Origin of the sequence: Stenotrophomonas sp. S41 (genome assembly GCF_016624625.1) — a bacterium.
Taxonomy (GTDB): domain Bacteria; phylum Pseudomonadota; class Gammaproteobacteria; order Xanthomonadales; family Xanthomonadaceae; genus Stenotrophomonas.
This window is the reverse complement of record NZ_JACVTV010000121.1, coordinates 1-12,615: the sequence shown is the minus strand read 5'-3', so window position 1 is coordinate 12,615 and position 12,615 is coordinate 1. Positions and strand designations below refer to the sequence as shown.

At 68.8% G+C, this 12,615-nt stretch carries 13 protein-coding genes; 6 read left to right on the top strand and 7 right to left on the bottom strand.

Annotation, left to right across the window (positions count from 1 at the left end; translation table 11 throughout):
* The first annotated feature begins 173 nt into the window (after window positions 1–173).
* Window positions 174–509, top strand: coding sequence for a zinc ribbon domain-containing protein YjdM (locus tag IAE56_RS18455; protein ID WP_108769559.1), 336 nt, complete (start codon window positions 174–176; stop codon window positions 507–509).
* Between the two features lie 7 nt (window positions 510–516).
* On the opposite strand, the gene IAE56_RS18450 is transcribed toward IAE56_RS18455, so the two are convergent.
* A complete protein-coding gene (locus IAE56_RS18450; RefSeq protein ID WP_200753526.1) occupies window positions 517–1,668 on the bottom strand; it encodes a tetratricopeptide repeat protein in 1,152 nt (383 codons plus the stop codon).
* A gap of 230 nt (window positions 1,669–1,898) precedes the next feature.
* Here IAE56_RS18450 and IAE56_RS18445 point away from each other — a divergent pair, with 230 nt between their 5' ends.
* From IAE56_RS18445 to IAE56_RS18430, 4 genes are all read left to right on the top strand, one after another.
* Entirely contained in the window at window positions 1,899–2,501 is a 603-nt protein-coding gene (locus IAE56_RS18445) for a hypothetical protein (protein ID WP_200753525.1), read from the top strand.
* A gap of 58 nt (window positions 2,502–2,559) precedes the next feature.
* A complete protein-coding gene (locus IAE56_RS18440; RefSeq protein WP_200753524.1) occupies window positions 2,560–2,733 on the top strand; it encodes an oxidoreductase-like domain-containing protein in 174 nt (57 codons plus the stop codon).
* A complete protein-coding gene (locus IAE56_RS18435) occupies window positions 2,730–3,347 on the top strand; it encodes a DUF998 domain-containing protein (protein ID WP_108769555.1) in 618 nt (205 codons plus the stop codon). Before IAE56_RS18440 ends, IAE56_RS18435 begins: the two co-directional genes overlap by 4 nt.
* A 78-nt stretch (window positions 3,348–3,425) precedes the next feature.
* Window positions 3,426–4,772 carry an AcvB/VirJ family lysyl-phosphatidylglycerol hydrolase gene (locus IAE56_RS18430; protein WP_325167209.1) on the top strand — a complete coding sequence of 449 codons (1,347 nt, stop codon included), beginning with the start codon at window positions 3,426–3,428 and terminating at the stop codon, window positions 4,770–4,772.
* 85 nt (window positions 4,773–4,857) lie between these two features.
* On the opposite strand, the gene mprF is transcribed toward IAE56_RS18430, so the two are convergent.
* The gene (mprF, locus tag IAE56_RS18425; protein ID WP_200753523.1) at window positions 4,858–7,422 is read right to left on the bottom strand and encodes a bifunctional lysylphosphatidylglycerol flippase/synthetase MprF; all 2,565 of its coding nucleotides are present in this window, start codon (window positions 7,420–7,422) and stop codon (window positions 4,858–4,860) included.
* Between the two features lie 194 nt (window positions 7,423–7,616).
* Between mprF and IAE56_RS18420 the strand changes: the two genes are divergently transcribed.
* On the top strand, window positions 7,617–7,964 hold the full coding sequence (locus IAE56_RS18420; protein ID WP_108750666.1) for a RidA family protein: 348 nt from the start codon (window positions 7,617–7,619) through the stop codon (window positions 7,962–7,964).
* Between the two features lie 64 nt (window positions 7,965–8,028).
* Here IAE56_RS18420 and IAE56_RS18415 read toward each other — a convergent pair whose 3' ends face one another.
* The 5 genes from IAE56_RS18415 to IAE56_RS18395 all read right to left on the bottom strand — a co-directional run bounded on the left by IAE56_RS18415 (window position 8,029) and on the right by IAE56_RS18395 (window position 12,417).
* On the bottom strand, window positions 8,029–8,385 hold the full coding sequence (locus IAE56_RS18415; RefSeq protein WP_234456195.1) for a hypothetical protein: 357 nt from the start codon (window positions 8,383–8,385) through the stop codon (window positions 8,029–8,031).
* A gap of 292 nt (window positions 8,386–8,677) precedes the next feature.
* A complete protein-coding gene (rnfB, locus tag IAE56_RS18410) occupies window positions 8,678–9,091 on the bottom strand; it encodes an Rnf electron transport complex subunit RnfB (RefSeq protein ID WP_108769552.1) in 414 nt (137 codons plus the stop codon).
* 25 nt (window positions 9,092–9,116) lie between these two features.
* On the bottom strand, window positions 9,117–9,707 hold the full coding sequence (locus IAE56_RS18405) for an HAD family hydrolase (protein ID WP_200753527.1): 591 nt from the start codon (window positions 9,705–9,707) through the stop codon (window positions 9,117–9,119).
* 76 nt (window positions 9,708–9,783) lie between these two features.
* A complete protein-coding gene (metG, locus tag IAE56_RS18400; RefSeq protein ID WP_200753522.1) occupies window positions 9,784–11,865 on the bottom strand; it encodes a methionine--tRNA ligase in 2,082 nt (693 codons plus the stop codon).
* 102 nt (window positions 11,866–11,967) lie between these two features.
* Complete coding sequence (locus tag IAE56_RS18395; protein ID WP_150454820.1) at window positions 11,968–12,417, bottom strand: DUF2147 domain-containing protein; 450 nt, start codon at window positions 12,415–12,417, stop codon at window positions 11,968–11,970.
* Between the last annotated feature and the right edge of the window lie 198 nt (window positions 12,418–12,615).

The window sequence follows — 12,615 nt, the reverse complement described above, 5'->3', positions numbered from 1 at the left end:
GGCGCCATGGATGGCGCCATCGAGCCCCCATGGATGGGTTTACGGCGTGTCTTGGCCAGCCCGCCCCTCCGCCTCAAACCGGTATCAACAGAAGCGCCGTACGCGGGAAAAAATGGAAGCACGGACCCGCCGGTTACAATGGCGGTTGTTGATTCATTTTGAGGTACTTGCTGATGTCTTCCGCTCCCGCTTGCCCGCAGTGCACCCTGGAAAACACCTATGCCGATGGCGCGCTGTGGATCTGCGCCGACTGCGGTTTCGAGTGGACCGCCGAGGAGGGCGCCGGCACCTCCCTCGTCGTGCGTGACAGCAACGGCAACACCCTGCAGGCCGGCGACACGGTCACCGTCATCAAGGACCTGAAGGTCAAGGGCTCGTCCATCCCGCTCAAGCAGGGCACCGTCATCCGCAACATCCGCCTGGTCGAGGACGATGCCGAACACATCGAAGGCAACTCGGACAAGATCAAGGGCCTGGTGCTGAAGACCTGCTTCCTCAAGAAGGCCTGAGCCGCGCTCAGCGTCGCGCCTGCTGCGTGCGCAGGCGCGACAGGCCATCCAGCTTGGCCTGGTAGCGCTGCTGGTTGACGCTGCCACCCAGCGAACGTGCCCGCGTCAGTTCGCGGTCGGCACGGGCCAGCTGGCCCGAGAGGAAATACGCGCGCGCCAGCCCGAAGTGGAACTGGTGCGCGTTGTCGTACAGCTGCACCGCGCGCCGGTAATAGCGGATCGCCGTGGCCAGGTCACCGTTGCGCTCCGCGGCAGCACCAGCCATGTACTGCGCGAACGGATCGTCGCGCTGCACCGCCTTCAAACGCTGCTCCAGCGCCTGCGCCTGCGTCACCAGGCCCAGGCGGCGATACAGCACGCTGGCGTTGATCAGCGCCGAATCCTCGCGGTCATCCAGCCGCAGCGCATTCTCCAGTGCGGCGCGCGCACCCGCGAGATCACCGTCGCGGCTGTCGAGGACGCCGAGGTTGTTCCAGGTCGGCGCGAAATCCGGCGCACGCGCCAGTGCCGCCGTGAAGAACGCACGCGCCCCCACCTTGTCGCCCGCGGTCATGCGCTCGGCGCCGCGGTTGTTGTAGAAGTGGGCCAGTGCGCGGTCCAGCGAGATCGGGTGCGGGCCGCGGCGGTCGTAGAGGATGTTGCGGTCGAGGTCGACGGTCCCGCCGCGCCCATCCACCATGATCCCCACGTTGACGTGCCCCACGCTGTAGACCACGCCCTGTTCCTGGTCCTGGTACCAGGACACCACGCGATCCACCTCCTGCACGCGCGCCTGGATGCCGGCTTCGCGCGCCAGCGTGGCGAACAGCAGGGTGAACGCCAGGCAGTTGGCCTGGCGCTTCTGCCAGATTTCCGTGAGCGTGTAGGTCGCCGTCGGGTCGTACTGCAGGTCCAGCGCCTGCGCACCGAAGATCATTTCGGCCAGCGCCTGCAGGCGCTGCTCGCGCGAGCTGTGGCGGGCGATCACACGCGTCTGCAGCATCTGCCGCAGCGGTGCGGGAATGGCCAGCACCTGCTCCGCTGTCGGCACGCTGGCCACCGCAACCGGTGCGGCCGGCGCCACCTGGGGGGCGGGTGGTGGAGGATCCTGGGCCAGGGCGGCTGACACGCCCGAGGCAGCCAGCAAAGGTGCAAGGCAACAAGCGGCAAGACGGCGCATGGCAGTTTCCTGCGGCGGCGGGTAGGCCCGCCTGCCGGCAGTGTAGACCCGCGCGGGTGGGCCGGCATCAACCATTGGTCGGCCGCCCGCGTTCATCCACATGCGGTGTGGACCAGCCCGCGACAAAGCTGTGGACAACCCCTTGCCAGCCTTGCCCGGCAAGCGATGTGAGCGGCTGGTGAAAAATTGTCCAGCTTGCCCGCGGCGCCTGTGGGCGGGATGATCCCTGCATGGACTTCGCCCCGATCCCGCTTGCACCGGCGCAGTGGCAGACGCTGCAGGATGCCTACGCCACGCCGCCGCGCGCCTACCACCACTTCGGCCACGTGCGCGCGGTGCTGCAGCACTGCCAGGACGTCGCGGCCGGGCCGGGCTGGCAGCAGCCCGCCGAGGTGTATCTGGCGGTGCTGTACCACGACGCCATCTACCAGGCAGGGCGCAAGGACAACGAAGCGCGCTCGGCCGAGCTGGCGCGCAGGGCCATCGCGCATGCGCCGGAGCTGTCGGGCATCGATGCAGCGCGGGTGGAGCAGCTGATCCTGCTGACCGCGCGCCACGGCGAACTGGGACCGGACGACGTGGATGCCGAAGTGGCCCTGTTCCTGGATTGCGACATGGCCATCCTGGCGGCCCCCGAAGCGGTGTTCGCCGCCTACGACCGCGGCGTGGCCGAGGAGTACCAGGGCGTGGTGCCGGGCTTCCTGTATCGTGCCGGCCGCCGTCGCTTCCTGCAGGGCCTGCTGCGCGCGCCACGCATCTTCCTCAGCGACTTCTTCCACCAGCGCCTGGATGCGGCGGCGCGCGCCAACCTGCAGCGGCAGCTGGACGCCTGAGCGGGACCGTTACACTGGGCGCCTGTCTGCAACGCCGTGCCTGCCCGTGACCAACCCCGTGTCTGTGCCTGATCCCGATCCGCGTCCGCTACCGCCGGAAGAGCCCGGCCCCAACGAGTGCTGCGGCAGCGGCTGCCCGCTGTGCGTGCTCGACCTGTATTCCGACGAGCTGCAGCGCTACCGCAAGGCGCTGGCCGAATGGAAGGCGCGGCATCCGCAGGAGGCATCATGACGCGCGCGCGGCCGGCGGCATTGCTGGCCATGGTCGCGTTGCTGCTGTTCATCGCCACGGCGCTGTGGACCCAGTTCGCGCGCACCGACCTGGACTGGGTGCAGACCACCCTGAGCATCTACCTGCACGGCCCCTGGGGGCTGGCCCTGCGCAGTGCCTATTGCCTGCTGGCGCTGGCCATCGCCGTGCTCGGCATCGCGCTGTACCGGCACAGCACGGGGCCGCGCCGCAGTGCCGCCGCACCGCTGCTGTTCACTGTGGCCGCGCTCGGCCTGGCCACCGTGTCCATCGGCGACAGCTGGCTGCCCGAGGCGACGCCACTGCTGGCGCCGCTGGTGCATGGCGTGGCTGCGAACACCGCCTTCCTGTGCGCCAGTGTCGGCATGCTGCTGCAGGCGTGGTACCTGCGCCGCGAGCCGGGCTGGCAGCGCAGTGCGGCCCTGCTGTGGGGCTGGGCGTGGCTGGCCTTCGCATTGTTGTGGCTGCACGTGCTGTGGCGGGCGGGCCCGCCGCGTGGGCTGGGCCAGAAAACGGTGATCGTGGTGATCGTCGGCTGGCTGCTGTGGCTGGCGGTGGCGATGTACCGGCGGGGTAGCCGCAGCGCGTCCCGCTGAGCCGCCAACGGCCTGCACGGGTACGTGCCGTGCACGCGGTGGCGGCGTATCGTGTGCGCATTCCACCGGGGATGCGATATGAAGCGTGCAGGGCTGGGCAGGGCAATGGGTGTGGTGCTGGCGCTGGCCGCGTTGCCGGCCATGGCGGCGGCGAACGTGCAGCAGTTCAGCCACGGGCGCTTCGACCAGATACCGGTGCACATGCCGGCGGGAACCCCGCAGCGGGTGGTGATCTGGTTCCATGAGCCGACCGCCGGTGGCGATACCAGCCGCCTGCCGATCGAGGCCCTGCGTGCCGATGGCGCTCTCGTTGCCGCCGTGGACATCAGCCACCTGCGTGGCGTGCTGAAGCGTGAAGGCAATCCGACCTGTTCGTTCGGTGCCGGCGACGTCGAGAATTTCTCGCGCTGGCTGCAGGCCTCGCTGCACCTGCCGGGTTATCACCTGCCACTGGTTGGCGGTGATGGCGAGGGTGCGGAGATGGCCTACACGCTGGCTGCGCAGGCCGATACGCAGGTCTTTGCCGGCCTGCTGACCACCGGCTTCTGCCCTGGCCACAGCCACGAGCGCATGGTCTGCGGCGATGGCGTGAAGCACAACCGGCTGCAGCCGGCCGAACTGAATTTCCCGTGGCTGAGCGCGGCTGGCGGCAACGCCTGCCAGGCCGGCCAGGCCAGCCCGTTCGTGCAGCAGGTGGCAATGGCGCGTGAGTTCAAGCGCACCGCGCGCGGCGATGCCTCGCCCGGCCTGGTGGCTGCGGCACGGGTGGTGGGCGCGCAGGCCGGCGTAAGCCTGGCACCGCCGCCGGATGCGTTGAAGGGATTGCCGGTGGTGGAAGTGCCGGCCACCGGCAACGGTGACACCCTGGCCATCTTCGTGTCGGGCGACGGCGGTTGGGCCGGCCTGGACAAGAACGTTGCCGCCTCGCTGAGCGAGCATGGCGTGGCCGTGGTCGGCATCGATTCACTGCGTTATTTCTGGAGCGAGCGCACGCCCAAGGGCTTTGCCGCCGACCTGCAGAAGATCATCGCCCACTACCGGCAGCAGTGGCACCGCGACAAGGTGATGCTGGTCGGCTTCTCGCAGGGCGCCGACGTGCTGCCGGCCACCATCAACCAGCTTGATGCAGGCACCCGCGAGAGTGTGGAGCGCATCGCCCTGCTGTCGGTGGGGCGCAAGGCCGATTTCGAATTCCACGTCAGCAACTGGCTGGGCGGTGGTGGCGATGGCCTGCCGATCGCACCGGAAGTGGCCCGGCTGCCGGCGGGCAAGACGCTGTGCGTGTACGGCGAAAAGGATGAGGATGCGCTGTGCCCGGATCTGCCCGCCGGCGAGGCGGTGCAGAAGGTGAAGCTGCCGGGCGACCATCACTTCAATGGTGATTACGACCGTCTGGCGGAAGTGATCCTCAAGGGCGGCGCGTAAACCGCACCCACAGGTAGCGCCGGGCCATGCCCGGCGGAAAGCGTGCGAACCAACGGTTCGCACCCACCAGGGGCAGCACCCCGGATCACCCGCGGCGCGGGTCCAGCGAAATCAACCGCGTGGCATCCAGCAGCGCCGCCGGCAGGTGCATGCCGCCGGGTGCGGCGAGGTAGCGCGGGCGCCACTGCGGGGCGAACTTCGACTTGAACCGGCGCAGGCCGCTGAAGCCATAGAAGCGTTCGCCATGCCGCGCCAGCAGGCCGGCGAGGCGGTTCCAGCGGCCCGCCAGGCGGTGCTGGGCCAACCCGGACAGCGGCGCCATGCCCAGCGAGAAACGCGCATAGCCCTGCGCGCGGCCCCACAGGAACAGCTCGATGAACAGGAAATCCATCGTGCCCTTCGGTGCCTCGTTGACGTGACGCATCAGATCCACCGACAGCTCGGCACCGGCCGGTGCCTGCCAGAGGTTGGCGAAGGCCACGATTTCACCCTCGGCCTCGACCAGCGCCACTGGGAAGCGCACCAGGTACTGCGGGTCGAAGCTGCCCAGCGAGAAGCCCTTTTCGTCGCCGGCCTTGTCGTCCAGCCACGCGTTGGAAATGGCGTGCAGGCGCGGCAGCAGCTCGGGAATTTCTTCCACCGCTGCCACGCGGAACGACAGGCCGCTGCGCTTGCCGCGGTTCCAGGCCTGGCGCAGGTCGGCACGCTCACGCCCTTCAAGACCGAAGTCGTGCAGCGGCACCATCGCTTCCTCGCCCAGCTTGACCAGGCCCAGGCCGAGATCCAGATAGGTCTGCCAGTACGCCTCGCCCACCTGGTAGAACACCGGGCGCAGGCCGAGGCGGTCGGCTTCCTCGCGGAAGCGCCAGATCAGCGCACGGGCGACGTCGGGCGGGCCGACCGGATCGCCCATCGCGATCAGCGAGCCGCCATAGCGCTGCATCATCACGAAGCCCTGCTTCGCGTCGTCGCGCAGCACCGCCTTGTCGGCGGTCAGCACCAGGCAGGCCTGGGTGTCAGTCGCGCTCGCCAGTACCGGGGCCAGCGCCTGCAGGGTGGCATCGTCGGCGGCCGGCAGCGGCGTGCGCGTGCTGTGCAGCAGGCGCGCCAGGCCGAACATCACCAGCGCGATGGCCACCACCAGCAGCGCGCGCAGCGCACGCGGCGCATTGCCCGACACCGCGAACTGCCACCACAGCTCGTTCTGGTATTCGACGTGGCTGTAGGTGAAGAACAGCAGCCAGGTGACCGCGACCAGCACCAGGCCCAGGTTGCGCAGCCACGGCCACGACCACGCTTCATCCAGCAGCGCACCTTGGCGGTAGAACTCGCGGCGCGCGGCCCACAGCGCCATCGCCACCAGCAGCGCGGACACGGCGATGAGCGGCTGGCCGCCGCGCAGCCACAGCGGCAGCGGCGTGATCACGCACACCGCCATCGCCAGCATCCACGCCGCATGGCTGCGCCGGGCCAGGCCCTGGCCGATCAGCAGCAGCGCGACGCCGCCGAGGCTGCCGATCAGGTGCGAGGTTTCCAGGATCGGCAGCGAGGCGTTGAGCAGATGGCGGCGTGGCGTCGGCAGCGTGCCATCGATGACCAGCGCGGCGCCGATGCTGAAGGCAGCCAGCGCGATGATCTGCGGCAGCCACGGGCGCAGCGCATGCCAGCCGGCGCGGGTGGCCCCGGCGCTGGCCTGCAGCGGCTGGCGCAGGGCCGGGGCGAAGGCGAGCAGGGTGGCCAGCAGCAGCGGCAGCACGTAGTAGGTGACGCGATAGATCAGCGCGGCCGCCAGCACCGCGGCCGGGGCGACCTGCGGCAGCAGTTTCAGCAGGCTCCACTCGAACACGCCCAGGCCGGCCGGGACCGTGGACGCCAGGCCGGCCAGCACAGCCACCAGGTACAGGCCGACGAAGCCGGGCAGGCCGGTGGGCGTCGAGTCGGGCAGCAGCACGTAGAACGCGGCGCTGGCCAGCACCAGCTCGATCACGCTGAGCACGGTGACGCCGAGCATGGTGCGACGATCCGGCAGCCACAGGCCATGGCCGAAGATGCGGAACTGGCGCCCGTTGCGGCCGACCAGCAGCACGGTGGTGGCGTAGGCGAGCAGGGCGAGGATGCCGACCACGCGCACTGCGGCCGGGTCCAGCGGCAGGGCCAGCGCGGCGGCGGCCGGTTCCATGCACAGCGCCACACCGATCAGCAGCCAGGCACCGAAGACGAAGCCCAGCGTGCTCATCAGCACCACCTGGCCGATCTGCGCCAGGTCGAGTCCGGCGCTGCGGTAGCCGCGCAGACGCACCGCGCCGCCGGTCAGTGCCGCAAAGCCCACCGTCTGCCCCAGGGTATGGGCGAGGAAGGCGGTGATGCCCACGCGCGCTGGATGCACGCGGATGCCGCTGCGGCGCAGGCCGATGGCATCGAAGCCGATCAGGCAGGCGTAGCTGGCCAGGCCCAGCAGCACGGTCAGCGCGATCTGCGTGCCGGTCAGCTTGTGGAAGGCTTCGCGGATGGCGCGGTAGCCGTGCTCGTCGAACTCGTTGGCCAGCCCGTGCAGGGCCAGCGACAGGATCAGCAGCGGGATGACGATGGTCAGGACCCGCTTCCATGCCGGGGTGTGCGAAGCGGTGGTGGGGTCGTTGGCTGGGGTCATCGGCGCAAGAATGCGACAGCAGGGGGAAGAGGGGTGTCAACGTGAACGTGGCGCATCGTGCGCCTGTCGGTGGCGTTTGACCAGCACCGGCACTGTGCGGCGATTGGCGGCAACGAATGTGCGTGCGGGAGGCCACATTTCACCGCCCGGCTGGGTGAGAATGGGGTTCAGTCCACCCCGCAGGAGCCACGCCCATGATGGAGCGTTACGACGTCGGACCGCGCATGTCCGAGATGACCGTGCACAACAAGGTCGCCTACCTTTCCGGCCAGATTCCGGAAGACACCAGCCAGGACATCACCGGGCAGACCCGGCAGGTGCTGGCGGAGATCGACAAGCTGCTGGCGCTGGTGGCCAGTGATCGCCAGCACGTGCTGCGCGCGGAAGTGTTCCTGGCCGACATCGCCGATTTCGACGGCATGAACAAGGCGTGGGATGAGTGGGTGGTCGAAGGTGCGACCCCGGCGCGTGCGACGTTCGAAGCGAAGCTGGCGCATGCCGAGTGGAAGGTCGAGATCGTGATCACGGCGGCCGTGCCGTAATCCGGGATTGCGTGAAGCGGGGTCGGATCCCTCTCCGAAGGAGAGGGCTCTGACCCCGTTGTCGTTACTGCAGGCCGATCCTGCTGGCGGCGTGTTCCGACAGCGCGATGCAGGCCTGCATCAGGCCATCCATGACGTGGTCGCCGACGTATTCGGCGGCGTCGTCATGATGCCGGCTGCGTTCGGCGGCCAGCATGATTTCCTGCACCACGCGCAGGCCGACCAGGGTGCGGTCTGCGTCGGTCAGGCCGAGATGGCCGCCGGGCAGCAGGTAGCCTTCCGGCCACGGGAATCCATCGACGGCGGCAGCCGCGCTGATCTTCCGCAGCAGGGCCATCATCCTGTCGGGATGGCGCTCGATCTCGTCCGCTGCATCGGTGATGTCGCAGGTGCAGTCGTCGGTAAGGTCCGAAGGGGTCATGGCACAGCTCCGTTCAGGTCAATCGGTAGCCGCCACGGCACGGTGGCGGGCGGAACGTGGCTTGAAAACCGGCCAGCCGCTTGGGGTGGCCCGTCACAGGACGTTTGCGGAAGTCTGGCATGCGGTTGAAAGAGGCCGCAGTGGGCTGGCGCATGTACCGCGAGCAGTAGGGCAATCTGCGATGTGCGTCCTGTTCCGTGTGGGCGCGCGGCGTGCAGGACGCGGTGATTGCGACGAATGTCTGGTGAAGTGGGGGCAGAGCCCTTTCCGCTGGAAAGGGATCCGACCCCCGCTACAGTTGCACCAGGTCGATGCAGTCCACCGGGCACGGCGGGATGCACAGCTCGCAGCCGGTGCAGAGGTCGGCAATCACCGTGTGCATGTACTTGGCGCCGCCGACGATGGCGTCCACCGGGCAGGCCTGGATGCACTTGGTGCAGCCGATGCAGTCGGCTTCGACGATCAGCGCGACCTGCGGCGCCTTGTGCTCGCCGCGCGTGCGGTCGAAGGGCACGGCGGGCACATCCAATACCTGTGCCAGTGCGCGTGCACCGGCATCGCCACCGGGCGGGCAGCGGTCCACGCCCGCTTCGCCGCGCGCCATCGCCTGCGCATACGGGCGGCAGCCGTCGTAGCCGCATTGCCCGCATTGGGTCTGCGGCAGCAAGCGGTCGAGGCGTTCGGTCAGGGGCGGGATCAGGCTCATGCGTGGCGAAGGCTGCGCGTCAAAATCACTTCAGGGGTCTGCCGCGGTACCAGCGCTCGTGGGCGAGGGCCAGCATCGGGCGGTCTTCGTAGCTGTCGCCGTAAGCGTGGATGCGCAGGTAGCGCGACAGGTCGAACTGGCGGCGGATGTGCTCGACCTTGCGCGGGGCGCAGTCGCCGCCCGCATAGCGCCCGGTCAGGCGTCCATCCTGGCTTTCCAGCCGGTTGCAGATCAGCTGCAGGCCCAGCTGTTCGCACCACGGCCGCAGGTACAGGTCCAGCGAACCGGACACGATCACCACGGTGTGCTGCTGTTCCTTGTGCCAGCGGATCTGCTCCAGCATTTCCGGACGCATCACCTCGGGCAGCACCTCGCGGGCGAAACCGGCCGCCAGCGTGGCGATGTCATCGGCGTGGCGTTCGCTGAAGGTGAGGCGGGTGACGCGGGCGCGGATGCGCGCGGCGGAAATGATGCGCAGGCGGTAGGCCAGCAGCCAGGGGCCGACCTTCCACCATGCGCGCGCCAGCTGCTCGGGCGTGGCCACGCGGCGCAGGAAGCGGCCATAGGTATCGCAGGTGGTGACGGTGTGGTCGAAATCGAACAGCGCCAGCTCCATCCTGCTCTCTCCCATGGCCATGCCTTCCGTGGCGGTCTGCGTGGAGGGGCGCGGCGAGGGCCGCGCCCACAGGGCATCAGCGGACCGGCATGCCCGGCTGCGCGCCGCTGTCGGCATCCAGCAGGGCCAGCGCGCCACCGTCAAAACCGGCAGACAGGATCATGCCTTCGCTCAGGCCGAAGCGCATCTTGCGCGGGGCCAGGTTGGCGATGAACACCACGCTGCGGCCGACCAGTGCTTCGGGCTCGCCGTAGCTGCCGCGGATGCCGGAGAAGATCTGGCGCTTGCCCAGGTCGCCCGCATCCAGTTCGAAGCGCAGCAGCTTGTCCGAGCCTTCCACGAATTCGCACACCAGCACCTTGCCGATGCGCAGGTCGAGCTTGGCGAAATCATCGATGCCGATGTAGGCCGGTGCGTCGGCGCTCTTCGCTTCGTCCTTGGCCGGGGCCGGGGCAGCCGGCTTCACGGCTTCGGTCTTGGCGGCGGGGGCGGCAGCGGCGGCCGGCTGCAGGGTGTCCTTGGAGGCGTCGATCATGGCGTCAATCTTCTTCGGGTCGATACGGGTGAACAGCGGGGTGTACTCAGCAATGCGGTGGCCCAGCAGCGGCTGTGCCAGTGCGGTCCAGTCGTTCACCGGCGCGGCCAGGAAGGCCTCGGCCTGCGCAGCGGTGGCCGGCAGCACCGGCTTCAGGGCGGTGACCAGCACGCGGAACAGGTTCAGGCCCTGGCTGCACACCGCCTGCAGCTGCGCGTCGGCGCCTTCCTGCTTGGCGATGACCCACGGCTTGACCTCGTCGATGTAGCGGTTGGCTTCGTCGGCCAGGGTCATGGTCAGGCGGATGGCGGCGGCCGGGTCGTTGCGCTCGTAGGCTTCACGGATCGGCGCCAGGCCATCGACGAAGCGCTGGTACTGCGCCGCATCGGGCAGCTGCGCGGCCAGCAGGCCGTCGAAGCGCTTGCTGATGAAGCCGGCGCAGCGGCTGGCCAGGTTGACGAACTTGCCGACCAGATCGGCGTTCACGCGCGCCACGAAATCGCCCAGGTTCAGGTCGAGGTCGTCCACGCCGCCGCTGGTCTTGGCCGCGTAGTAGTAACGCAGGGCTTCCGGTTCCAGGCCGGCATCGAGGAAGGTGCGCGCCATCACGAAGGTGCCGCGCGACTTGCTCATCTTCGCGCCGTCGACCATCAGGTAGCCATTGACGTGCAGGCGGGTCGGCGCGCGGTGGCCGGTACCGTTCAGCACCGCCGGCCAGAACAGGCCGTGGAAGTTGACGATGTCCTTGCCGATGAAGTGGTGCAGTTCGGTGCTGGTGCCTTCGCGCAGGTGCGATTCGAAGTCTTCGCCGAGCTTGCCGCACAGGGTCTGGAAGCTGGACAGGTAGCCGATCGGCGCGTCCAGCCAGACGTAGAAGTACTTGCCCGGCTGGCCGGGGATCTCGAAACCGAAGTACGGCGCATCGCGCGAGATGTCCCACGCGCGCAGGCCGCCGTCGGCGTCCAGCCATTCCATCAGCTTGGCCTTCACCCCGGGCAGGGCGACGTCGCCGGCCAGCCAGGTGCGCAGGAAGCCTTCGAAACGGCCGACCTCGAAGAAGAAGTGTTCCGAATCGCGGATTTCCGGCGTGGCGCCGGAGATCACCGACTTCGGATCCTTCAGGTCGGTCGGGTTGTAGGTGGCGCCGCAGACTTCGCAGTTGTCGCCGTACTGGTCGGCGCTGCCGCAGTTCGGGCAGATGCCCTTGATGTAGCGGTCGGGCAGGAACATGCCCTTGGCCGGGTCGTAGAACTGCGCCACCGAGCGACGGCTGATGTGGCCGGCCGCTTCCAGCTTCAGGTAGAACTGCTCGGTCAGCGCCTTGTTGGCCGCCGAGTTGGTCGAGTCGTAGTGGTCGAAGGCCACGCCGAAGGCGGCGAAATCGCGCTCATGGCCGGCCTGGATGTTGGCGATGAAGGCTTCCGGGGTGACCCCGGCCTTTTCCGCGGCCAGCATGATCGGCGTGCCGTGGGTGTCGTCGGCGCAGACGAACCAGGCCTTGCCGCCGCTCATTCGCCGCGCGCGCACCCAGATGTCAGCCTGGATGTAGCCGACCAGATGGCCCAAGTGCAGGGGGCCGTTGGCGTAGGGCAGGGCGGTGGTGACGAGCGCGGTACGGGTCATGGTCGCGGGGTGCAGCCGAGGGGAACCGCAGATTATCGCATGCCTGCAACGAGGTGACCCCGCCGGGGCCGGGTCACGGGGGTGCTGCGCGGGCCGGAGGCCTTACTCGCGGACCCAGGTCTGGGTGCGGCAGATGAAGGCGATGCAGCCGGACACGTCCAGTTTGCCGCCGCCCGGCTGCAGTTCCAGCTTCGACTTGTAGGTCTTGCCGTTGGCCGGGTCGAGGATGGTGCCGCCGGACCACTTGCTGTGGCTACCCTTGTCCTGCGACAGGTTCCAGAGGATGGTCATGCCCTTCACCGGCTTGTTCTTGTTGGCGCCTTCGCAGCCGTCGCAGACCGGGTTGGGACCCTTGTCCGAGTGCAGGATCTCGACCACCTTGCCGGTCAGCGCGCCGTTGGCGGCCTGGCTGATCTCGACGATCGACTTCACCTTGCCGGTCTTGTCGTCGATGGTCTTCCAGCGGCCGGCGGCGCTGTCGGCGGCTTGGGCCGACAGGGCGGCCAGGCACAGCGGCAGTGCCAGCAACAGGGTCTTGAAGGTCTTGCGCATGGTCCCCTCCCAGGGTTCATTCCGGCACGTTGCCGGTACAGGGCGACTGTATACCCATTCGGCGGGGTATGGGGAAGGGGGGGCTTTGCAGGGCTTGCAGCCCTGCACCTGCTGGATGCAACGGCAAGAGCGGCATTCCGTGGGATGGCGGGGGGGGGGGGGGGGGGGGGGGGGGGGGGGGAGCAGAAGAAACAACCC